Genomic DNA, 22968 nt, shown 5'->3' on the forward strand with positions numbered 1-22968 from the left:
CGCGGAGCAACATCGCAAAATTGATACGAGCCAACCGGCTCGCTCTCCTGGTCATCGCCTAATCACTCCTCTGCCTGCGGCTGTCTACGCCTTCGGCTATTCCGTACGCGTCGCACGCATCACCACTTCTGATCGACAGTGCATCACCTTGAATCTGCACCGCAGTCACGTTACCCACCCCAGTTGCAGACGCCTCCGGGCATGCGCCCGGCCTTCCAGTAGTTGCTAAAAGCTTCGACAGGCGTACCCCAGCCGGGATTCGATCTACGGACGAACTCCAGATCCCACTCCGGATTGTTCGTGAGACCATCCATTGGGCCGCCCCAACTGTGACAATCCCACTGCTGCCGCATCGCAGGGGTGTCAACGGCGGGACCAGTAATTCGGATGATGTCATCGAACTTCACGAACTGCACAAATCCGCCTCGCGAAGTCAAATACAACTGGTCCCGCGGCACAATCACGCGCCAGCCTCTGCCCACCCACTCGATCTTCACTTCGATCCGAGCCGATCCGACACTTCCCGAGCGCGTATATGACCGCCCTTTCTCCAGAACATCTCCGCTCTTCAACGTCAGACTGGTTGTCGATTTGCACTGTCCGGCGTAATCACAAGCGCCGATCGGCCGCAGCCCGCTCAGATCATGCGCGCCAATTGGATCTGTGGGCCACGCGTAGCTATTGACGCCGGCTCCATCTATGGGATCGATCTGCAAGAACCGCGCGAGAGCTGGGACGTAAAGCCGTGCGCCCATTTCGATGATCATCATCGAGCCTGACGTCTCGATGATCTTCTGGCCGGACTCGTGCCATCCAGATGTGTCATCGACAGCCCCTGAGTCACCCTGCTCGGCGATTTCGGCTGAGTAGCCTTCCGGGTCAACGGACCGGCCGTCTGGATCATAGAGCTTGAGATCACTGGTCGTTTGTCCGTCGCCAGTGACTAAGGTGTGGCCCTGGATTGAAGGGTAGGACCACGTCGCCACACCAGCCGAGGGAATATCAACGCTCACTCCGCCAGGGAGCGAAAGCACCGTGGAGGCGGGCCCGTTACTGGGAACAATAGCCCACGGCGCATCGCCGGCGCCTGAGTAAAGGTACTTAGTAGTCATAGCCGTAACGCCTCCGCCAGGCGCTACTGTTCGTGCTGCGATGCGTCCCGCGGGGTCTCGACTGATCGAGACGACGGTGCCGTTGTCGTAGGTAGTTTGGACGTGTCGGTTACTGGAGTCATACGACAGCAGCATGTCCGCTAGACGAGTCGTGTTGCCGCGTTGATCGTACGCCAGCTCTGCTTCGGTGAGGCTGGCATCATCGAGGTCGGAGCCGGGAACACCGCGGTTAGCTCCGATGACGCTGGTAGAGACAGAACTCGACGTGAGTCGATCAGCCCAGTCGAAGCAATAGCGCGCATTTTTCACAATTTCCCCAAGGATGGGGTCGTAGCGCCTATCGGTCAGACTCGTGCGATTCCCGGATTTGCCCGCAGCCAAGTTTGCTCCGCAATCGATGGTTGCGCTGTAGCCGTAGTCGAGCCTATGTCCGGGAATGTTTGCCACGCTGAGCCGTCCAGCTGCATCGTACGTGTAGCTGGATTGAAGCTGGGCAGTGCCTGGCCGGCTCAGCAACTCTCCGGTAATCCTTCCCGCTCGGGATCGAGAAACAGTATCGGAGACGGGCGCGGCATTGTCGAATGTCCAGCTCTGGCTCTGGATCAGCCCGCGCCGGTCTCGTCCGATTGAGACGGCCGAGCCACCCAGATAAGCAACTTGCTCAAGCTGTTGCATCGCGTCATATGTTGGCGATGCGTAGGTCTGCCCGTTGTACGTGACGGAGGTGACCTTGCCGTCGAGGTCATAGGCGTAATCCGTGACTGCAGTCGGCAACCCGACGGCAGTGGTGGTGACCTTGGTGAGCCGGCCGGTCAGCGGCTCGTAGGTGGGCGTTGTCACGGTTCCCCACACGTCGCTGTAGGAAGTCACTCTGGCGAGGAAGTCGACCGACGTGCTGATGGCTGATGTATTGGACCCCGCAATCGGCGGCCCGGTTATCGAGGTCGTGCTCCCGTTCAGATTCGGAATGTGCGTCGTCGTCATTGTTCGTGTAGCTGCGCTCGTCGCCCCCTTGATCGTCTGGGCGACCACCCGACCGCGGGCGTCGTAGGTCGTACACGACCACCCCGAATCCCCCGACACTTTCGTCCCGACCACTCGCCCGAGAACGTCGTACACGTAGGAAGTCGTTACTGCGGCGCCGCTGGCCGGCGTAGGTCCGGTGAGCGACTTCAGCATCCCGTACTGAGCGACGTTTACGACGCCGCACGTGTTCGTAGTTATCTGACCGAGGTCGCTGTAGTAGACACGTTTCGTGCTTGTCGCATCGGACACGTTGTTAGCTGCGACGGCCGCGGGGAGGGTGCGTGATATCGGTCGCATCCAGAGGGCGCTACTTGCAGGATCTTCGAATCCAGTTCTTGTCGTGAGGTTCAAACCAGCCGGATCGACGGAGGTGGACGTGGCTTGACCCGTCCAAGGGTTCTGGTAGGAGGTCGCCGTCACGACCGACGGCGCACCGACGTCCTCAGAAACACTCTGCGTAACTAATCCGTAGTCCGGCCGCAACTGAGCCCCAGGTATCAACGCAAAGCTGGACGCGCCAGGGGTCTTCCATTGCAGGTTAAGTAGTGCGGCACCCGAGTTCTCGAAGTACTCCAGGCGAATACGTCGGGTCTCACCCGCAGCGACCGTGAACGGTTGACTGTCGGAGTCGGTGGCACCTTGGTCGACCCAACGGTTGACCTGGAGGACATCGTTGAGCCAGATCCGAACGCCATCGTCGCTGTACGAGCGAAGTGTGTACGTTCCGGCCTGGGGGAACGTAACGAGACCCATTAGGCGGATCGAGAACCCGTCAGCAGACACACCGGCCGCAGGCGCACTCGTGCCCCAGTCCCTGTTCACCGTGCCGTCCGCGGTTCCGATGCCAAGTGCGTAGGCGGCGGGCTTTCCAGAAAGGCTCTTCGTGTTCGTGTAGTACGCAGCTTGGAGACCGTTCATTCCTCCGTCGTACGAGGTGGAACTTTTTGCGGGGACTATTCCGCAGGCTGCGAGGCTAGCGGAGTTTGCGAGCGGCTTGCGGTCAGCGCCGAAGCAGGCAACGGGGCCCGGCCCGTATCCCTCAATCGGGCGATCCGTGTTGTCATAGATCCGTGTCGACGCGAGACCGTTGGACTCAGTACTGGAAAGGACAAGATCCTTAATCGGGTCCCACACGCGCGTGGACGTCGCTCCCATGGCGGACATCACACTTGTCTGCCGCCACGCTTCGTCGTACATGACCGTGCTCACCGGGCCAGCAGTGCCCGCTGAGGTTACGACGGTCTTACCTTGAATGCTGTAGTCATAGCTTCGAGTCGGCCGCGTACTCGATGTCACACCATCGGGAGCCGGAAGCTTGATAGATGCAATCTTCTTCCGACCATCGCTGTCCGCGTACGTGATGGCAACGGTCGCTTTATCGGTCGAGAGCGTCGCAGTAGTCAGGGGGCGGGAGTCATTCGCGTCCACGCCCCTTACCTGCGCGAGCAGACCGTTTGAGCCGTAACCGAACAGGGTCAGTGCGTCGCCCGGGTCGACGATCGCGGCCAGTTGACCGTTAGCGTTATAGAAGACTTGCGTGCTCGATCCGTCTGGGTACGCAACTTCGCAGAGCATGTCGACCGGAGCTTTGGCGAATCCCTCGCCGGTCCTCTCAGGACATGTGGATTGCTGTCCGTTCTGATACGTGAACATGATCTTGCGCAGATATTCTGTGCCGCTTTTAGAGACAGGATCCACGACTGCTTGCGCGACACCATTCGCGCCCAACTGGACCTGTGGAGACGCGGACTTCTTAATGTCAGCAGATGGCGTCGCACTTACGACCCGCCCCTCTTTGCCGAACTGGTAGACGGTCCCGTCCTCATCGGACAGTACAACCCATCCATTGCCGTCGAGTGACACTGTGCCGTATTCACCGGCTGGTGGCGTGTATCCGCCACTGGAAGTCTTCGAGTACGTGTGCGCTTTACCTGCTGAGTCGGTTAGGACTACTGAGGAGTCCGTGATCATCGCTGTCACCCAGCGGGAGGTGGCACCTCCGATGGGAGTGGAGGAACCCCAGCCGACCGGCAGGGTCTGCACCTTCTTGGTAAACCAATTTGGCTGCAAGAGAGTACGGGTCGGCGCAGTGGCGCCTTCGGCGGTGTATTCGACCCATAGCTCTACGTAGGCAGCGCCGGTCTGTTCGTAGTACTCGATCTGAATTGGCACTGCTTCACCGACCCCCGCCACTGTGGTCGACGCGGCAGTGGTCCACCCTCCGCCTTGCCACTTCGAGACGAGCTCTTGCCCGCCGTAGCGCAGCTTGAGCCCATCGTCGTGGTTTGCGCCGAAAGTGAGGTTCTTTCCGACGTAGCTCGCAGGCAAGGTCAAGAACCCTGACCAGCGCGTCAGGAAGTGATCAGTCGGCACAGCGTCTGCAGGTGCGTTGGTACCCCATTGGAATGACACTGATGGGTCAGTCCGCACGAGCACCGGCGTTTTATTGTCAAACGTGTATCCGGATGGCGCCGATGGGACTACGCCGTTGACGCGTGCGTCGAAGTACTCAGCAGTGAGCCCCTTGTTGGCGTTTGGCACCTCCTGCGTGTTGTAGGAGAACGACATGCCCATTTCTCCACCAAGCGTCCGAACAGTGGGAGAGGAGAAGGACAAGTTCCCATTCCCGTTCGCGAGGTTGACGTTGATGCCCCCAGCCGAGTCATACGGTGAGGGTCCATTTGCACCCAACCGAAGATCCGCGCGTATTCGTTTCACCCATGTGTTTGCGTAGTTCTTGTCCTGCCCGTCGTAGGTCGCTACCGTCCAGGAGTACACGCCGCCGTCCTGCAACGTCCCGGCTGGCACGGTCCACGACGCGATCCCATTCACCGCTGTGATCCAGCCCGACGTGACCACGGCTCCCGATTTTGCATCGGATCCAGTGGCGATCTTGAACTGATACTTCATGTTTCCGCCGGTTGCGTCCGTGTCATTGACGGCTGCCACCTGGAGCTTCGGCGCCAAAGTCGTCACCGTCTGAGCAGCGCCTGATACCCCGGTAACTCCAGGAGACGCCCATGCGCCGTCCGGAAGCGGAACTTGATTTGTCGAGAACTTTCGGACTCCGGTAGATCGCTGTGTGGACTGCCCGAGGTGACCGTTGTAGTTGTCGACAACACTTGCCCGCCAGTAGTAATCACGTCCTGGCTGGAGAACATTCGCGGGAACCTTCCACGAAACGGTCCCCGACCCTGAGAGCCACCCAGATGCCGCAATAACGTTTGTCATTCCGGGATCCGATGCGACCTCGTACCCGAGCCATCCGGCCGTGCCCGGCCACCACAGGCTTGCCGGACTCAGCGTGGGAGTGAGTGAAACTCCTGTCTTATCGGCCGCAGGTGCGCCTTGCGTGATGATCGGATACTCGTAGTACTCGATGTACATGGCGGCATCGATCTGCTTATGGGAGTAGCTACCGCCCTCCCATCCACCGATCATCCAGGCTGGGCGATCACCGACCTTGAAGCGGTCGACTAGTCGCTGAACAAAGCCGGATCCTTCCGTTTGAGCTGTACCAGTCCCGAGATGGTAGTAGCCGACGTGAGTGCCCATACCGTTGTAGCTGAATGCGCTCGCGTGCTGCACCCAGCCTTCCTGGACTGCAGTGTCATACCCCTGATATGCAACCGCCAGCTGGGCGTTCGCGATGAAGTAGTTCGGAAGACTGCCGTAGTCGATACCGATGATCGAGCGCCAGTAGCGGTTGGTGTTGTTCTCGCGGGTGTTGCCTACATGCATCTGTCCACTGAAGTGCGTTCCATCCGACTTGTAGCCGTCTCGTGAGCTCGGATACCAGGTGGCTGTGGGGTCGACAAACACCGGGTAGACGCGGTCGTCGTTCGCGAGCCACGCGGGATCCGCGCCGAGAGTGTAGCGCCACGAACCGTCCGCTGCCTGCGCCAGTGCGACCCGTAGCGGGATAGTCGCGGGAGACGATTCGCCTTCCACGCCGGACGAGTCCCACGCCATCGGCGTCGGCACAGTAAGCACGACTTCACCGTCAGCGTCGGCCAATTCCAGCGTGTTGGCTTCGCCCAGACTAGGCGTGAGAGTGCCTGCGTCTAACCGCCAGGTCCATCGCGATCTCGACGGAACGTCTTTCAGGATCAGTGTCTCCTTGACCGCGCCTTTCTGGACCTCGTATTCCATGTCGACGTCGTCTGCGACGTCCCGGTACGTCACTGTGTCCCAGTCATCCCACCACCAGAACGGCGTCTGGACACTCGCATCTTCGGCACCCACTAACCCGAACGAGACCTCATGCCCGTCTCTCGACACGGTCACCGTTTTTCCGTCACCGGCCGAGTCGGCAAATACTGGCTCCAACGGGTGGTCAGCGACCGTGACCCCGTCATCTGTGCGCCGCACCGACGTGTTGATCTCAGCCCACGAACCGTCGTCCTTTTGGACGTTCTGCGGCGTCATCGAGATCGCATCGACCAACGAACCCGATTCCGTTTCATACGTCGTCGTGGTTTCGGAACGAGACACCACCTCAAGACCCGCCACATCAATCGACTTGCCTGTCTCGATGTCCTCGGCGCCTCCGGTAGCCGCCGTCGGTAGTTGTGTCAGATCCGGAATCGCCGGAGCAGACACGCCCGGCTCTATCGCTGTGCCGTCCGGGGTGCCTTCGACCTCCGCAGGTGCCTCTTCTGGAAGTGGTTGTGCCGGCAGCGCCGGAGAATCATCCTTTGGCTCCTCGTCCGTAGACGTCGTGGCCCCGAAGTCGATCGCCTGCGCAGGGACCGAAACCCCGATAGACAATGACGCAACCAGCAATGCCGCTAGCGCGACAAACTTCACCCGACGAATCACGAACGCCCCGTTCAAAATGCGCACCGCGACCGGCGCCCCCGTATGCCATTCAGGCAACACTGAGCGTACACACAGGTAAGTTTCAGGTTTGTGACGCGGTGTTGCGTCTCGCACAACGATCAGCAGCAACCACTCGACCTCACATTCACATTTGGCATTGCGAGGAAAATCAGTCACGCCGAGAAGGCAGACGGCTGAAGCGATATACGAAGTTCTCGGTCGGTCGGACATTCGCGACGCGAACAGCAGGCCAACCGGGCTTTCGGGCAGTGATATAGGCGGCACTTGTGTCGCTGCTGACGTGCTTCACCACACCTCACAGATGCGTCACCATAGAACATGCCAAGCAAGCCGATCGACAACGACGCCGAGCAGCGATTCCAGCTAGCGGCAGGAGCGTCCCGGCGTATCGTTCGCCAGTCCCGCACCCACGCGGAACGGGTTACGGCGAGGCTCTCCGATTGGATTAATGCGGTACCGGCGACGATTTCCACGCCGTGCGGGCGCGACAAAGTGCAGGCCTTGGCCGGCGATCATCTGTCTAGCTTTGGACAACGACTCGAGCATCTGGAAGCCCAATGCAACGCGATCGTCTCCCATCTGAGCGGAGTTCAGACGCTGCTCTTTAGCGACCCCTTTCAGATGTTGCCTTCTGTCCCGATCGCGCGCGCAGTCGCGGAGATCTCAGCGTCTTGCGCATGGGAACTGGACTCACGTGTCGACTCCGATGAGCGCGCCGCCAGATCCTACGCAATGGCATTTCGCTCCATAGAAACCGTGATCGCCCAACTCGACGGATCGGAAGCCGAACAGCTCGAGCAGCTTCGTGAGCGGCTCGTTGAGCGGTTGCGGAGCCAGGGCTACGGCGTGGTTCGCAAAGATAGAGACGGCGTGACAACAAATGAGGTCGTCCAAGTCAAAGTTGGCCGCAGGTACGCGAAGATCGGATTCCAGTACTCCCAGCGCATAGCTGCGGAGATTCCTGCGCTCGGATCTCTGTACGCAAGCATGTCGGGTCTCACCCACGGAGAGCCTTCGTATTTGGCGACGAATTGGGGCACCCCCGATGCGGTAGCGCGGCTTCTGGGCGTCGTTACCTTGCGATCTGTCGAAGCCTGGTCCGTCGCCATACATCGATGGATTGGGGCAAGTAACCCGCCCTTCACCAACCGCGGCCACTACGAGGATCTGATGCGGTCGGTGCCCGAAGCTCATCGCATATAGACAGCATCGTTCCTGGCGTGCGCGAGCTCTCGGAGTGAGGCGCGATGCGACAGCGGAAGCGTGCACCAGTGCTAGTGACGATCGGACGGTTGGCAACCCTCCCGAGCTGTCCTTTACTAAGTACGCGGGTGCTGCAGTAAGTCCTGGCACCCGCTCCGAGCCTCACTGCCGGTCAGCGGTCTCGTAGAGAACACCAAAGTTCTCGGCCGCATCCGTCAAGGAGGTGATTCGCCATGAGCGAGTCCGAAGGTTCCACCACTCCCCCGTCCGCCAATGGCCTCGGCTACGGCCCCGTCAAGCCGCTCGCAGTTCGACTCAACGAGTCGACTCGTGTGCAGCTCGACATCATCGCTGGGCTCAATGACCGCACGGTCACCGACGAGATCCGCCTCGCCATCGAAAGCTGGATCGAGAAGATCAAGTCGGACCCCGCCGTGCAGCGCCGAGCCGAGGAAGTGCGCGCGGACATCGAGCGCAAGGCAGCTACCAAGCGCGAGGCCATCGCGGCGATCTTCGATGCTGGCTCACCCAGTCCGAAGTCGCCGCGCGGCCGGACTGCGAGCAGCTGAACTGCGCATCTGCGTGGGCGATTCGATATAGAGCCAACTATGCGCTCTCTCGGGTCGCCCACGTCGCCCATCCCTCGTTTGCGTTCTGCGGCACCGCGGAGAACACCTGGTTCTCGGCCGCTCACGCAAAGGAGGCACCATCATGGTGCGTGGCATTCTCATCCCGGCCGCGGAACAGCGCGACCCGGAACTCAGATCGTTCGCGATGCTCGAGGACTACCAGGCAGCGGTTGGCGGCTGGATTGAGGCTGTTGATGTTCCCGGCTTGGGCGTCACGATGTACGTCAACGAAATGGGGCTGATCCGTGGTCTGCCGTTCAACCGGCGCGCGACATTTCTTTGGTGGTATCACCTGCCATCAGTGAGGAATCAAGCGCGGCTCGCCGGAGATGCAATTTTGGTTGGCTGGCCGGACCCGGAAGGGAACAACACAGACGCACCACGTGAGGTCGAGCGGCACGTACTCGGCGGTGGTTTTCACCGCGTACAGCTACGAGATGAAGGGATGGAGGAGTGGCGAGATGACCTCGCTCCTGGCCAGCCCTAGCTCGAAGCGGTGATCTGGGCGAGCATGATCGATCAGATCTCCCCCGCCACCGAAACCCGAGTCGTCCCTGATTGCTCGCGCACGACAGCGGTGAGCGCCTTTCGCTCCCGGGCCCCTGGCTCGCGCGCGAGGCACTCACCGCTTTCTTCGACTGCCATCGGATTCGCGTGCCGAAAGCGGTGTCTCACCCGATACCGTCAGCGTGTGAACTGCGCGAATCTACTGGACTGCTTCAACCTGCTAGCCAGTTCGGTGGGGCGGATCGCTGACGGTGATCAGCCGAGTTGGTTCGAGTGGTTCAGCCTCGTACTCACAAGCGTTGTTGCGGTTGCTGCGGTCTTCGTCGCCTGGCGCGTCTTTCGTTTCGATCGTTCGCGGACACTGGCTGCCGAGCGCGAACAAGTGCGTCAGGATCTCCGCCTCTGGTTTCAGACGTTGAGCCGCAGCGCGCCAACGAGCCTGCGGCGACAAGAGGGGAAGCTTCGATCGTCAATCGAAGAGATTGCAGACGCAGAGCGATACTCCGAGATCCTGATCCTGATGCAGTGGGCACGTGCCATGCATGACCGTTCCTATGAGTTGGCGAAGGCGAAACAGCTTGGCGCTGATGACGCCCACCTGTGCCGGATCATTTTGAAGAGACGATTCCGGCAGTTCATTGCCCAATGGGCGCGCAACCGCTGGGAGGGTAGACGGCTGATCGCGTCCTACACCCGGAAGGGCTGGGCTGCGATTGCAGCGGAACCGGTGAACGCTACGCGGACAGCTCAGTTTCTTGCTCCGCGGCGAAGCTGGAGGAACCTACCAAACACATGGAAGCCGGTCGCCGCCGACTCTCGACCCTGAGGTGGACGCGCGCGCAACCGGGCACTGCCGTAGCGTGACATGGCTGGCAACCAGATCCTCCCCACAGAGCCAGCGCCATGCTCGCAGCGCAACTCCGATTTTCAGACCAAGCCGACTGAGCGGCGTGTCTGAAGCCTCACATTCGATGGCAGCCCTTCGTGTTCAATCGACGTCACCATCAAATCCGTGTCCCGTCGCCCCTCAGCGAGTCCGTCTGGTGGACAACACCCATCGCTGTGTAAGGCCGTCCGAGCGCCGTTCATGGTGAGCACACCATCCTCACGGCGGAGTTGTCTGCGACACTGCAATGGTGCCTTGCTGCTGCCATCTACGGGATTTCGTTCGCGCCGTCCTCGACCTGCAGTGGGGCTCGATCGCAGAGTGGGCGACCGCCGGAATCGCCCTCCTCGCGCTCGTGGCGGCCGGCGGCTCTGCGTACTTCGCTCACACAGCGTCCGCCGCCGCGAGACAGCAAGCGAGAGCCGCGGAGACTGCTCTCGCAGCCGATATGAGAACGCGCGCAGAAGCCCAGGCGCGAAAGGTGTACGCGATCGAAATCCAACGGACGGTGAGTGAACCCGGGCATCCCGAGATCAGTCTCTTTGGCGATAGCTATGACTTCGTTGCGGACCCCACGCTGTCCACCTACGGGGAGGACCACTCCTCCTTCGATTCGCACGTTCTGCACATCGGAATCGAAGTGCAGAACGGTAGCGACGAGATCGTCGGTCCAATCACCATGGCACTCTTCGATAGCCACGCGAACACGCATTCGGTGTACGACTACCGATACACCGCGATCCTGCCCGGGCAAGCTCACAAGTTCGAGATCATCGTCGAGGTGCCCCGCGGATATGACACGAGACTTCCCGCCGAAGAGATCATGAAAGGCCTGCAACCCGTGATCGAGTTCCGAGACTCGTCGGGCCAATGGTGGTCACGACGAGGGCTTGATCCGATACAGCGCCTAGCGAGGGGCACCCATGAGACGCCGTGAAAGCTAGCAGGCGGGGTTGGTGAGAACGACGATCCGTCTGCGGCTAGTTCGAGCGAACGCTTAATTTGCCGCGCATTACAAGACTTCAAGGTTCACGACGCCCCTGTGCGGTCAGAACGTAGCCGCTGCGAGCAGCCCGAAGCGCGGTCGGTCCGTAATTCCCCGGGCTCTACCTCCGATACTCGACATACCCGTCATGAGGGATGCTGATCGAACCGGACTCTCCCTGTATCTGAAAGCCGTCAGCAGACATCGTGATCGCCACAAGCGGTCCGATGCCGATGAACTCCCGTCCAAAATGGCGGATGCCAATCGATTGAGGCCGCATCCGAACTATGTCGGAGCGTCCAGTTCGAGGGCTGTCGGGTACGTTCGGCGAGCAGACCTGGCACCGCCGGTACCGACGCGGCCATGCCACCAGCTCGTCAACCGTCACCAGTAGCGCTTCGTAGTGGGTAACGGATGAATTCGGCTTTTCGAGAATGACCGAATCACCATCGTCGTTCTTGCCGACGTACTCGTAGCTGTACCCGCCGTCTTCCCACTTCACTGCCTGCTGGACCTGATGCTGGATCGTGCCGCAGGCCGAGGTGTGAACGACGGCTACCCCGTCGCCCTTCTCGTTCAGGACGTACAGCGTTGCTTCCCCATTCATGGGTACTCCATCCTCAGCACAGGATACGAGCGGCCACGACGTGGCGGCCTGAAAACCTCATTAGATCAACACCGTACTCGGCAGGCCGGACTTGAGCGGACTCGGCCGAATGTCCGACTGGGCAGACAGGATGTTTCTCATGACCAACGAACGTGCCGCCGAGAAGGAACTCGCCGGAGTGCAGGCTTGGATTTCAGCGGAGGCCCCTGGCTTGGCAGAGGATTTTCTACAGCTCGGTCGTGAAAGCCGCGCACGTCGGGAAGCCAAAGAGGCAGACGTCGCGGAACGTATCGCGCACCTATGGGCTCGCGGCTGGACCGTATTCGACGCTGTTGTCGCCGCAATGGAGCAGAGCGCAGCGCTGATGTTTGATCGTTCGGAGATCGAGGACAACCACGCACCGACGCGGGAAGCCCTGATGCTGATTCAGAGCGCCTCGACGCTCACATTGCGAGAAATCCAGGTACTCCTCCGAGCGGGTTACCTCTCGGGTGCATCAGCTCGATGGAGGGCGCTGCATGAGCTGGCGGTGACGGCGATCCTGGTAGCCGAAGGTGGACCCGATATCGCCCAGCGCTACCTCGACCACGGCATCATGACCCAGTTCGTCCGGCTCGAAGAGTTCTACCGTCAACCACACCCCGAAGCGCCGTCCGATGAGGAACGCGCGGAGCGTCTGACGCTAGTTCGAGACCTAACCGCGAAGCACACGCTCGCAGACGAGACGATTGCGTTCGGCCGCCCGTATGGGTGGGCAACACCTCTCATGCCCCGGCGTCGAGACGGCAAGTTTCACGAGCCCTCATTCACCCGTCTCGAGACCGCCGCGCGTCAAGCCGACATGCGATTACTCGTCCAGCACGGCGCTCACGGTCACGTCCACCATGATGCGGGCGCGGTTAGGACAGCGGTCTTGGTCGGCGGGACGAAGCTCATCGCGGGACCGCGAGACGACGAGATCCCGTCAGTCGCGGTCCCCGCGCTTCGCACGGTTGTTAGTGTTGCGGCCGCCACCCACATGGGATTCGAACCGGAATTCAGCGAGTTCGGCAAGCTCATAAGCTTGACCGCCGCGTCCATTGCCGACCTCTCCATGCGCGGCGTCGATGAGTTCAAGAACGTGCATCGTTCGACCCGCCTTCTCTTCTGAACCAGCGGAGCGCCGCTTCGTATCCAGCGTGTCGGTGCCCGCGGGCATACTCTCTCAACGTGGGATCAACGCGCGAACTTGAGTCAACACTCGCTCGCCCTCTCGGCGCCCGAGGGTCGCGGGCAACGGTCGGGTCGGCGGACCCGGCAGCGGAGCTCACCCCCACCACTGCTGCTGTTCTCGCCGCTATCCCGGCTTGGTGGTCGGCACAAGCCGCCCGCGCGGGTCTCAACGGGGCGTGGCTCGACGTCCACTTCGCGCTCGACACGCTCCCTCCGCTTGCTCTCGCGGAGGCACCCCCTCTCGAACAGCAGTGGGGTCCCCTCAGCGCCGAAGAAGTGGGCGCTGCGTACGTCGAGTCGCTCGCCGCGGAGACGCGTTCGCGACACGGACGTCACTACACCCCTCATGAACTTGCTTCGCAATTGTGGAACATGACTCGCACTGCGCTGGGTATGCGCCGTGGTGCTTCCCTTCCGCTCCCCGGCCTCATCCGAGATCCCGCGTGCGGGGCCGGAGCATTGCTACTGCCGGCGCTCCGTGAACACCTGCGTGCGAGCGCCGATAAGGATCCGCGTCTGGTACTCAGTCGCATCCCTTGGCTGCTCGAGGGAATCGATATGGACCCAGCGGCCGTCTGGGTTGCGAACGTCGTATTCGCCGCCGAGATGCTTCCAACCTTTGCGCGAATCCCCGAGCATCTCCGCCAGCCGTTGCCCAAGCTGGCACGAGTGGGCGATGGGCTGGATGCTGAGGTTCGGCCTGCACGCGCGGTTGTAATGAACCCTCCTTATGGCCGCGTTCGGCTCACAGTGCCAGATCGTGAACGATTCGCCGACGTCCTTTATGGGCACGCGAATCTTTACGGCCTGTTCATGGCCGCGGCATCGGGCTCCCTGGACGAGGATGGGGTGCTTTCTGCGCTCGTGCCGACTTCCTTCACTGCGGGTCGCTACTTCGAACCCTTACGTCGGCGCCTCACGACGAGCCTCCGCCTCCGTGAGGTTGCCTTCGTTGCAGACCGTTCGGGAGTCTTCACCTCGGTACTTCAGGAAACGTGCCTCGCGACTTTCACACGCAAACGAGCACAGAAGACGCGGATCAGCTCGGTCGGGTCGACACTCACCTACGTCGCCACGGTGAAATCGCCGACGGGCGGAGCACCGTGGCTACTGCCGCGCCGATCGGATCTTGCTCCGATAGCGGCCGCAGCAGCTCAGCTTCCCCTTAACCTCGGAGCTGCAGGCTGGCGGGTCAGCACAGGGCCGCTTGTCTGGAATCGACGACGAGATGATCTTCACGCACGCCCCGCGAGCGGACGACTCCCCATCGTGTGGGCCGCCGATATCGATGGTGGGGTACTACACCGCGACCAGGCGCGCGCAGCGCATCGATACATCGCTCTTCGCTCAGAGGCGGACTACAAAACGCTTGAGCTTGGGAACCCGTGCATTCTGGTCCAGCGGACTACGGCACCCGAGCAGTCACGGCGTCTGGTCGCGGTTGAACTCACGGACGCCGCCTTGGCGGAACTCGGTGGCGGCGTGGTTGTGGAAAACCATGTCAACGTGCTTCGAGAGAATGAGAAAGAACCGCTCGTCAGCCGGTCTCTCCTGACACGGCTTCTCTCCACGGAGACACTCGACAAGCTTGTCCGCTGCATTTCGGGTTCGGTAGCCCTCTCAGCGTACGAACTCGAATCGATCCCGCTCCCGGACGCACAGACACTCGCTCTATGGGAGAAACTCGACGCATCCACACTCAAGCAAGAAGTCGAACGAACGTATCTCCTGTCAGACTGACGCCATGAGACCAGTCATCTCGGCAACGGAAGCCGAACGCCGACTACTGATCATCTTTCCGCGCGGCGCCTTCGACACCGTTATGTCGAGTCGTCTGGCCGGCGCAGCGGTCGCTGCCCTCATCTACGTCGATGCCATCTGGACGGAAGACGCGGCGACAACATTCTGGGGACGCCCATCAATGGTGACTTGGATGTCTGAAGCTATGCGAGCACGTATGGACGATAGTTCTCGCGTCGCCTGGCGGACCGCTGCCGCGAAGAACAGCGAGAAGGTTGTAGCCCTGATGGAGTCGTGGAGCGTGTCTCCCACAACAAGCTACGCAGACAATTCTCGTGAGACGCTACGAGACGAGACTTTCCGTCGATGGCTAGAAATCGGCGCCGTTCGTCAGCGCTCGGGCGTTCCGAAGACCTCCAGCAAAGGGCGCTGGGCCCTAGAGCCGCACTTCGCGGACCTTTTTGATCCCGCGCTCAAAGATGTCGCTACTCGCGCCGCCGCATGGAGAGAATCCCATTTGTCTCCTTCCGCAAAGATCCGAGTTCAGTTCGCACTCGAAGGCGACGAGGCGAAACACGCTGTTACGGTCGCCTTGCCAAGCCGATCGGACACGCGTCGTCTCGAAGCAGGACGTGCGTCGCTCATCCTCAAGGGCGTCATGGAGGATTGGGCACCCTCGCGACTCCGTAAGCCATATGTCATCACGATCAGCGAGCCTGGAAACAAGGTCTTCATCCCGGATCAAGCACTTCTCGCGACGCTAGGGCTGTCGATTGACACCTCCGACCTTCTTCCCGATGCAATCATTGCCGACGTGGACGACGACGTCTTGTTCTGGTTCATCGAGGTTGCCAACTCTGACGGTGTAATCGATGAAGGTCGCCAAGCCAAGCTGCTCTCTTGGGCCCAGCAGCAGTCCATCGATCCCGCACAATGCCGGTTCTTGACGGCCTTTCTGTCCCGCGGCGACACAGCAGCACGCAAACGTTTGAAGGACTTGGCGCCCAACTCATTCGCGTTCTTCGCGGCGGAGCCAGGGCACGAGCTCGCCTGGTACCCGCTGTAGAAGGACTGGATGCTTTGACGTTCAGTAACTGAGTGAATCGGAGACAGAATGCCTTTCGTTCGGACAAACGCTGACAGCAGTGTTCCTGCAACCCCGGCCGACCTCTACCGCGATGACCTGAATCCTGGCCCGGGTGCCGTGCCGGGCCTATGGGCGCATCAGTCCGAAATGCTCAAGACCTTCGCAGACCACGATGGCAAGCCGGACGTGGCATTGGAACTTCCTACGGGCACGGGCAAGACGCTCACCGGCCTACTCATCGCCGAGTGGACGCGTCGCAAGCGTCGGGCCAGAGTGATCTATGCCGTCCCGACCAAGCAGCTCGCGCGTCAGGTCGTCGCAGCCGCCGGCCCAGAGGACATCGAAACGGCCCTCCTGATCGGGAGGAGCCGCGACTGGCCGAGCGGTGCGCAAGCAGCATACGAGTCGGCAAGCGCGATCGCTGTCACTACGTACAGCAGCATCTTCAACACGAACCCTCGGCTGGCGGACGCCGACCTGATCCTGTTCGACGACGCGCATGCCGGCGAACAGTACGTGGGTGAGGCGTACGGCGTCAGCATCAGCCGATGGGCGAAGCCAGCTGAGTACCACGCGGTTCTCGACGCGGTCGCGCCCGCCCTCGACGGCGTGTTTCTCGAGCGCCTGCGCGCCGCCGAACCCGACCCCAACATCGCTGCGGACGTGCGGATGGTTGTTCCGCTCCGGCAGCCTGGCATGGTTGCGGGCCTCGCGGACGCGCTTACCACGTGCACCGAATCTCAGAGTTACCAGTTCGCTATGGTCCGGGCCGGACTCAGCTCGTGCCTGGTGTACGTCGCTTATTCGGGCATCCTGGTGCGTCCGTATATTCCGCCGACACATCAGAACGCGTTGTTCTCCCGGGCAAGACAGCGGGTCTACCTGTCCGCGACGCTCGGCGAGGGCGGCGAACTCGAGCGAGCTTTCGGTCGCAGCGGTATTCATCGCCTCGGACAACCGACGACTCCGCCCCGGTACGGACGGCGCTTCTTCGTGTTCCCAGAGTTCGTCGAGGACTCTGATCCCGCTGATCTGGCCCGCGACATCGTAGGCAAGGCGGGCAAGGCGCTCGTCCTTGCACCAAAGAAGGACATCGCGATGCAGGATGCAGCGTCGCTGGCGCAGCCCGGCTGGCCCGTCATGGGAGTCGACGATGTGGCCGACGGAATGGGACCGTTCGCGGTACTCAAGAACGGCGTGTGTGGACTAGCCGCGCGGTACGACGGACTCGATCTTCCCGGCGACAGTTGCCGACTTGTCGCGCTTGACGGCGTACCGAACCAGGACAATCTTCAGGAGCGCTTTCTCCAAAACCGAGCTCGCGCCAGCGTGGCTCTCGCGTCCCGAGTGCGGACTCGTGTTATCCAGGGTGCCGGACGGTGCACGCGCGGCCCACGCGACACCGCAATCGTGCTGGTGCTCGGCGGCGAGTTGTCAAGGTATCTCACACGACCCGAAGTTACGCAGGCCCTGGACCCAGAGCTTCAAGCCGAGCTGCGGTTCGGGCGCGAGAACTCTCAGGCGCTTGGTGCGCCGGACGTCATGGAGAACGTCCGCGCATTCCTTGAGCAGGAAACGGACGACACGTGGCGATCAGGAGCCGAACCCGTCCTGACTGACTACCGCAAGGAAATGTCTCAGCATATGCCGGACGGCACCACCGCTCTCGCGGCGTGCAGTTCGCATGAGATTCAGGCCTGGGCGGCCGCGACTGCTGAGGGATGGGCGGATGCCGCGCTCCATGCCCACGAGGCTGCCCGCTTGGTGGGAGCTGGTGGCCGAGCAACCGCTGGCTACCGCGCCTTCTGGCTGTACCTCGAAGCAGTCTGGTCGGATCAAGCCGCGGATCAGTCGGGAGATCAAGCCGGACGAGCAGCGGCATTGGCACTCGTTCGTCAAGCTGAGCAGGTGCTCGGACTCGGTTCTTGGGTCCGGCAGATGGCGCCGTTCCCCGCGGCCGAGCGCTCACCCCTCGGCGCGGTGGACGCGTTGGCGGTGTCCGAGATCGCTGGCCGCCTCACGAGCGGAGTGAACCAGGCATCGGTTCTTCGGCGCCTTGGCGCTATCCACGCTGGGCTCGCCGAACGGGACCCCGGTAAGTACGAGCCCGCCCTCACGGACCTCGGAAAGATGCTCGGAGCTGCCGCGTTCAAGCCGAAGCCCAAGGGGCGCTGTGACTCGGTCTGGCCTTGGGGGAACGAACTTTGGCTTGCAGTCGAAGCGAAGAGCGACCACGAACCGACGGGTGTCGTGCCTCACAAGGACATTCGCCAGGCGAACGACCAGCTTCGCCTTCTTGCCGCAGATGCAGCCATCCCCGCGGCTCCGGTAGGGAGCGCGACCATCGTCGTCTCGCCGAAGCCGGGGATCCATGAGGACGGTATCGCGGGCGCGGAGAGCCATGTGCACTTTGCCGCACCGCAGACGATCGCAGAGCTCGCGCATGACGTCGACTCGGCGTGGAGCGAACTGCTTGCAAAGTCGTCGGGCCGGTCCGAGGCACAACACAGAGAACTAGTCGCCGACACATTCAACAGCCGCGGAATTCTTCCATCCCAGGTGCACGAGAGGCTGACGCGGGACCCAATAAACGCTTGGGCGGAATAGAAAGATGCTTGTGCTTGACACGGCGACGCTCCCTGTCATAATCAGGGGCACACAAGGGGACACCACGCATGCGCTTCTCAGAAGCATTCAACATCGAGCGAGCTGACGAGGACGACTGGTTCGACCCTCACCTGACCATCGACACGAAACTCTTCATTGATCCGCTGCTCTTGCTCGATATTGGCGGTGAGTGGGCAGGCGCTCACGATGAGCTCATCGCGCACTTCGTGCATTGCTATGGTCTTGTCGCGAAAGCGACGAGCTCGGGATCGCTCTCAGCCGTCGCCGCTCGTCGGCTTCTAACTTTCCCGGAACCCGCTGAGATCGGTCTGGGCTATACCGCCCAGGGCACTTCGGGCGCTGGCGCGGGGGCACAGTTCGCAAATCGGATGGCGGACGGGATTGCCGTTGCGATCCGAGCTGGCCTGGCCAATCCGGAACACATCGAAGAGATCGGCATCCTCAACGCGGGCATCGGCGCGGACCGGATCTCCGACGCCGTCGCGAACGTACTGAAACCGCGTTTGATCAGCTACACGCAGGAAGTCGCAGCAAGGCACGGCGTCCCACTCGAGGACCAGAAGGTCAGGCATGCGCGGGTGAATCTTGCTGCCGGTCGGTGGGTCGATGAGGTCGTCGCTCTCCCCAAGAACCCGTCCACGGGCAAACCCATCATCTTGGTGCCCCAGATGCTGCTCAACGAGCTACCTATTTTGAACGCTGACGACTGGTTCGACTCGGACCTGAACACGGACGTCCGCCTCCAGATGAACCTCACGGTCGGCGCCGCCGTCCGCAAGGCCGACATCGTCCGTTGGGCGCGCACCCATCCCGACCGCGTGCGCACCTGGGCACGAGAGCAAACGTCCCGCGAAGACCTCGCCGGATACGACTTCGAATCCGATCCGATCGGCGTCGTTCAGTGGGACCGGGAGCCCGCCCGTTGGGCGTCCGAACATCCCATCGAGGTTCCTCAAGTCGTCACGGTCGTAGACCTCGTGGCGCTTGTGGGGAAGACCATCGAGCAGTTCCAGCACTTCATCGAGGAACAGCGCGGCTGGAAGCTGCTCCACAACGACGATGGCAGCTACAAGCCTGAGGAAGCCGCACAGCTCGCCTACCTCGGCATGGCACAGTCGTATCTGCGGCTATACGGCGTCGAACTTGACCGGGAAGTGGAACTCGGCCGCGGGCCCGTCGACTTCAAAGCGACTTCGGGCGCGTCCGCGCGTCTGCTTGTCGAGATGAAGAAGGAGCACAACGGAAAGTTCTGGAATGGCATCGAAGCCCAACTCCCGAGCTACCTGCGGTCCGATGGATCGAAGTATGGCTGGTACGTCGCGCTCCGGTTCCGGAGCAACAGGCCCTCGGATATTCGCCTTAGGACACTGCCGGCCGTGGTCAGCCGTGTCGCCAGAGAAACCGGAACCAATCTTCGCTTCACAGTCGTCGACGCTCGCCCAAAGGAATCCGCTTCCAACATCGATCCGGCGGACATCGACAAGATGATCGAAGGTCTTGAGCCGTCGTGAATCTCTCGCATCCATCCAACCGAGACTTTATAGCTGTTAGACAGCTGCACTCCTCCTCCGTCCTGGCGGATGTAGATCCACACCCGCTTCGATGAGGGCTTCACGCACTCTGCCATAACTTGCTCCAAGTTGGACGGCAATGGTATCGATCGTTTCGCCGTCTTGATACAACCGGGCCGCGTTACGACGTTGGCTGGCAGTCAGTGGCTGCCGTCGCATCTTCACGCCCTGGCCGTGCAGCAACTTCAGGATGCTGTACTTCGACAGCTGGTAGTCGCGGCAGAGCTGAGGGGTACCAACGCCCGAGACGTACTTAGCAACGATCTCCGCAACGAGCTCAGGAGTGAGGCGACGTCGCACCGACCACGACTTTGGCGCTGGTTCTGACGGAAGGTCCTTCGCAGCAACCGCCAATGCCGCCAGGCTCTGCAGCTGTAACTGGGGTGGCGGAAGGCTTCTTGATTTATTTGAGTGGGTGTCCACACCGCCCACCATATCCGCAGCCCCGCGATCCCTACTCCCGACTGGGATCGCAGCGGTTCACGCCTCGTCGAAATGGCCGCGTGACAACAATTTGACAACACCTGAATTGCTCGCAGCCCCATCCAACGCCGACGAAACCGCGTCAAGGTCGTCGTCGAACAGATCGGCGTAGGTGTCCAGAGTCATCGCCGCGGACACGTGGCCGAGCATCCGCTGCACTGCCTGGACGTTCGCTCCGGCAGAGATCGCGAGGGATGCTGCCGTGTGCCGGAGATCATGAGGCGTGACGCGCGGGAACGCGCGCGGCGGCTCCGCTCCCGTCTCGATCGCCGCGGTGATGGATACCGCCGTCGAGGCCTGCGCGCGAGCCACGGCGCTGTTGAACCAGCCGGTGGTCGACTTGGGTCGACGAACGTGGGTCCTCCCGTCGCCGAAGACGAGCTGGTCGCGCGTCTTGCTGCTGACCATCCGCTACATGGCATCGGCGAAGAACGCCGGGTATGGAACCTGCCGCTTCTCGTGCGTCTTGGGTGTGCCGACCTCGATGAAGCTTCCGACCTCAACGGCATTCTCCTTCACGGACACACGCCGCCGCTTGAGATCGATGTGCTTGACCCGCAACCCCGTCGCCTCACCCCAGCGGAGCCCGGTGTACGCGAGGAACACGACCAACTCGGGATGGCTGGATGCTTCTGCCAACGTGGCGACCGGGGCGTGATCGAAATATGCGCGCGGCTTCGATGTTTCTCGCGGCAGTTTCACCCCTCGAGCGGGGTTCGTCGAGATGCGCCGATCGCGCATCGCGACGTCGAGGATTCCCGCGAGGACCTCGTGAACCCGCCTCACCGTTGTCGGGCTGTGCGTTGTCGAGAGGCCCGAGATCCACGCCTGGACCTCGGAGTGGCGGATCCGGCCGACCTGTCGAGACTTCCACTTCGGCTGAACGTGGATGCGCCGCGCGGAGTCAATGCTGCGGAACGTGGAGGGTTTGAGGTCAGCGAGACGCGACACGATCCACTCCTCCCCGAGGACCCCGATCGTGATGCGTGCGTCTGCCGGGTCGACGAACGTTCCACTGTTCTTCGAGATCTCGACTTCGAACAAACGCAGTTGCGCATCACGCTTCGTTCGGAACCCGCGCTGTGTGCCCTGACCTCCGTCGGGCTTGCGGTAGCTGATTCGATAGACCCGCTTGCCGGAGGCCGTCGAGTAGGGATGGACGCTGCCCATAGTCCCCTCGTCCTCTCCGCGACGACACCATCATCAGCGAACTCACTTTCGTTCACAAGACGACCGCGAGGGACTCGTTGAGACGCGGCCCGTGGGGTCGCACGATCGTCTCTTTCTTCTCCAAGGTTTTGGGGGCAAGCCGGAACACGAAGCGGCAAAATCGGTGGCGCGGGCGCAGTGCACGGAGGGAGCGGTCCCGGACTGAGCGCAGCGAAGGAGGATAAGGAGCGGACGCCGGGAACGGAGCCGGCGGAGCGGATTCAGACTCGAGGTGTCCGGCTCGCTCCAGGCGTCGGGGATGATGCGCGTTTGCTCATCGCTTGGCGCCTGAGGCCTGACCACGACGAGAGCATCGCCCAGGAGACGTCCGTCTTACGAAGGCGTCGATCAGCCCATCATGCTCGTCCAAGAGCGACCGCTCTGCGCGATGGAGTTTGTCGAGCTGCTTCGAGATGTCACGGAGACGTGTGAGCCCGTCGCGCTGAGTTCCCCACACCACCGCGAGCTCCTGCTGAGCGGCCGCCTCGTTTTGCAGTCGTCGGAGTTCCGCGGTACGTTCGCGGACCGCCGTGGCCGCCTTTTCGTTGGCTTCTCGTTGGCGGGCGTAGGCGGCGTTGCGGCGCGATTCTTCCTTCGAAAGCCTGCTCCGAGCCATGCAAGCAAGTTGCCGCGAGATCGTTTCTATAGCAACGATCGCGAGCGAGTCCACTTAAAGTACCTGCGTGCATTGCATTCGAGATCGTCTGCTCGTCGAGATGGAGCGTCGGTGGGTTGCGAAGTCTGGATTCCGCGTTCGTTGATGGGGCCCATCTGCGCGATCGTTGCGAGCGGGTATTCGGGCATGCACACACGACGCAGGGCTCGACCGCATCACGTGGACACACTGGCCCGCTACCGGATCGGTATCCGTGCCCTGATGGCAGGAACGTCCCGCCTAGATCGTGTCCGAGAACATGGCTGGATGACGCAGCCCGAGCACCATGGCGTTCTTTATAAAGACGGAAGCCTTCGCGGTCGTGGCCAGATGCACGATGACGAGATGTACGGCGACTGGGAGTGGTTCCGTTTGGACGGCACGATCATGCGCAGCGGTTCGTTCGATCGCGGCCGACAGATCGGAAACTGGACCACTTACGATGGCGCCGGCGCTCCGTATAGGAGACCCGTTCGGCGACTAGCCAGCTACCTCCGCCCGAAGGAGGACCGACTTGCGGGCAGCGTGCCCTGACAGGGGGCCCGCAATCGCAGCGCTCCTCGTCGAGTGGAGGACGCCGGATGGT

The 22968-nt window shown here is 61.7% G+C and carries 16 protein-coding genes and 1 pseudogene; 12 read left to right on the forward strand and 5 right to left on the reverse strand.

All coding sequences use genetic code 11. The features are described from left to right. Positions 1-170: 170 nt before the first annotated feature. The gene (locus LQ938_RS11540; RefSeq protein WP_223722920.1) at positions 171-7136 is read right to left on the reverse strand and encodes a PA14 domain-containing protein; all 6966 of its coding nucleotides are present in this window, start codon (positions 7134-7136) and stop codon (positions 171-173) included. 162 nt (positions 7137-7298) lie between these two features. Here LQ938_RS11540 and LQ938_RS11545 point away from each other — a divergent pair, with 162 nt between their 5' ends. The 5 genes from LQ938_RS11545 (at position 7299) to LQ938_RS11565 (ending at position 11142) form a co-directional block, all read left to right on the forward strand. Continuing rightward, positions 7299-8183, forward strand: a complete 885-nt coding sequence (locus tag LQ938_RS11545; protein ID WP_223722919.1) for a hypothetical protein — start codon at positions 7299-7301, stop codon at positions 8181-8183. A 233-nt stretch (positions 8184-8416) separates the two neighbouring features. Further along, the gene (locus LQ938_RS11550; RefSeq protein ID WP_223722918.1) at positions 8417-8752 is read left to right on the forward strand and encodes a hypothetical protein; all 336 of its coding nucleotides are present in this window, start codon (positions 8417-8419) and stop codon (positions 8750-8752) included. Positions 8753-8894: 142 nt separating this feature from the next. Next, positions 8895-9299, forward strand: coding sequence for a DUF3846 domain-containing protein (locus LQ938_RS11555; protein WP_223722917.1), 405 nt, complete (start codon positions 8895-8897; stop codon positions 9297-9299). A 204-nt stretch (positions 9300-9503) separates the two neighbouring features. Continuing rightward, positions 9504-10145 carry a hypothetical protein gene (locus LQ938_RS11560; RefSeq protein WP_223722916.1) on the forward strand — a complete coding sequence of 214 codons (642 nt, stop codon included), beginning with the start codon at positions 9504-9506 and terminating at the stop codon, positions 10143-10145. A 541-nt stretch (positions 10146-10686) separates the two neighbouring features. Next, a complete protein-coding gene (locus LQ938_RS11565; RefSeq protein WP_223722915.1) occupies positions 10687-11142 on the forward strand; it encodes a hypothetical protein in 456 nt (151 codons plus the stop codon). Between the two features lie 169 nt (positions 11143-11311). Here LQ938_RS11565 and LQ938_RS11570 read toward each other — a convergent pair whose 3' ends face one another. Then, positions 11312-11797: a hypothetical protein gene (locus LQ938_RS11570; RefSeq protein WP_223722914.1), complete on the reverse strand. Its 486-nt coding sequence runs from the start codon at positions 11795-11797 to the stop codon at positions 11312-11314. 139 nt (positions 11798-11936) lie between these two features. On the opposite strand from LQ938_RS11570, the gene LQ938_RS11575 reads away from it, so the two are divergent. The 6 genes and pseudogenes from LQ938_RS11575 to LQ938_RS11600 all read left to right on the forward strand — a co-directional run bounded on the left by LQ938_RS11575 (position 11937) and on the right by LQ938_RS11600 (position 19975). Then, positions 11937-12947, forward strand: a complete 1011-nt coding sequence (locus LQ938_RS11575; RefSeq protein WP_223722913.1) for a DUF5677 domain-containing protein — start codon at positions 11937-11939, stop codon at positions 12945-12947. 338 nt (positions 12948-13285) lie between these two features. Next, positions 13286-13981: pseudogene (locus LQ938_RS15550) on the forward strand (Eco57I restriction-modification methylase domain-containing protein); the annotation flags it as partial. 297 nt (positions 13982-14278) lie between these two features. Continuing rightward, positions 14279-14749, forward strand: a complete 471-nt coding sequence (locus tag LQ938_RS11585; RefSeq protein ID WP_223723036.1) for a hypothetical protein — start codon at positions 14279-14281, stop codon at positions 14747-14749. Positions 14750-14753: 4 nt separating this feature from the next. Then, positions 14754-15815 carry a BsuBI/PstI family type II restriction endonuclease gene (locus tag LQ938_RS11590; protein WP_223722912.1) on the forward strand — a complete coding sequence of 354 codons (1062 nt, stop codon included), beginning with the start codon at positions 14754-14756 and terminating at the stop codon, positions 15813-15815. Between the two features lie 48 nt (positions 15816-15863). Beyond that, complete coding sequence (locus tag LQ938_RS11595; RefSeq protein WP_223722911.1) at positions 15864-18443, forward strand: DEAD/DEAH box helicase; 2580 nt, start codon at positions 15864-15866, stop codon at positions 18441-18443. 68 nt (positions 18444-18511) lie between these two features. Continuing rightward, positions 18512-19975: a hypothetical protein gene (locus LQ938_RS11600; protein WP_223722910.1), complete on the forward strand. Its 1464-nt coding sequence runs from the start codon at positions 18512-18514 to the stop codon at positions 19973-19975. 36 nt (positions 19976-20011) lie between these two features. Here LQ938_RS11600 and LQ938_RS15555 read toward each other — a convergent pair whose 3' ends face one another. The 3 genes from LQ938_RS15555 to LQ938_RS11610 are packed head-to-tail and all read right to left on the reverse strand — an operon-like array spanning position 20012 to position 21688. Further along, the gene (locus LQ938_RS15555) at positions 20012-20470 is read right to left on the reverse strand and encodes a helix-turn-helix domain-containing protein (protein WP_442922912.1); all 459 of its coding nucleotides are present in this window, start codon (positions 20468-20470) and stop codon (positions 20012-20014) included. A 45-nt stretch (positions 20471-20515) separates the two neighbouring features. Next, positions 20516-20926, reverse strand: a complete 411-nt coding sequence (locus LQ938_RS11605) for a tyrosine-type recombinase/integrase (RefSeq protein WP_223722909.1) — start codon at positions 20924-20926, stop codon at positions 20516-20518. 3 nt (positions 20927-20929) lie between these two features. Next, positions 20930-21688, reverse strand: a complete 759-nt coding sequence (locus tag LQ938_RS11610; protein WP_223722908.1) for a phage integrase central domain-containing protein — start codon at positions 21686-21688, stop codon at positions 20930-20932. Between the two features lie 961 nt (positions 21689-22649). Here LQ938_RS11610 and LQ938_RS11615 point away from each other — a divergent pair. Then, complete coding sequence (locus LQ938_RS11615) at positions 22650-22916, forward strand: toxin-antitoxin system YwqK family antitoxin (RefSeq protein ID WP_223722907.1); 267 nt, start codon at positions 22650-22652, stop codon at positions 22914-22916. Positions 22917-22968 lie beyond the last annotated feature (52 nt).

Source organism: Microbacterium sp. cx-55 (assembly GCF_021117345.1).
Classification (GTDB): Bacteria; Actinomycetota; Actinomycetes; order Actinomycetales; family Microbacteriaceae; genus Microbacterium.

Excerpts from the sequence above, each read along its gene's own strand:
- LQ938_RS11595 (WP_223722911.1), top strand. The coding sequence starts at position 15,864 with ATGCCTTTCGTTCGGACAAACGCTGACAGCAGTGTTCCTGCAACCCCG.
- LQ938_RS11575 (WP_223722913.1), top strand. The coding sequence starts at position 11,937 with ATGACCAACGAACGTGCCGCCGAGAAGGAACTCGCCGGAGTGCAGGCT.
- LQ938_RS11570 (WP_223722914.1), bottom strand. The coding sequence starts at position 11,797 with ATGAATGGGGAAGCAACGCTGTACGTCCTGAACGAGAAGGGCGACGGG.
- LQ938_RS11615 (WP_223722907.1), top strand. The coding sequence starts at position 22,650 with ATGACGCAGCCCGAGCACCATGGCGTTCTTTATAAAGACGGAAGCCTT.
- LQ938_RS15555 (WP_442922912.1), bottom strand. The coding sequence starts at position 20,470 with ATGGTGGGCGGTGTGGACACCCACTCAAATAAATCAAGAAGCCTTCCG.
- LQ938_RS11605 (WP_223722909.1), bottom strand. The coding sequence starts at position 20,926 with ATGGTCAGCAGCAAGACGCGCGACCAGCTCGTCTTCGGCGACGGGAGG.
- LQ938_RS11590 (WP_223722912.1), top strand. The coding sequence starts at position 14,754 with ATGAGACCAGTCATCTCGGCAACGGAAGCCGAACGCCGACTACTGATC.
- LQ938_RS11550 (WP_223722918.1), top strand. The coding sequence starts at position 8,417 with ATGAGCGAGTCCGAAGGTTCCACCACTCCCCCGTCCGCCAATGGCCTC.
- LQ938_RS11610 (WP_223722908.1), bottom strand. The coding sequence starts at position 21,688 with ATGGGCAGCGTCCATCCCTACTCGACGGCCTCCGGCAAGCGGGTCTAT.
- LQ938_RS11555 (WP_223722917.1), top strand. The coding sequence starts at position 8,895 with ATGGTGCGTGGCATTCTCATCCCGGCCGCGGAACAGCGCGACCCGGAA.
- LQ938_RS11600 (WP_223722910.1), top strand. The coding sequence starts at position 18,512 with ATGCGCTTCTCAGAAGCATTCAACATCGAGCGAGCTGACGAGGACGAC.
- LQ938_RS11545 (WP_223722919.1), top strand. The coding sequence starts at position 7,299 with ATGCCAAGCAAGCCGATCGACAACGACGCCGAGCAGCGATTCCAGCTA.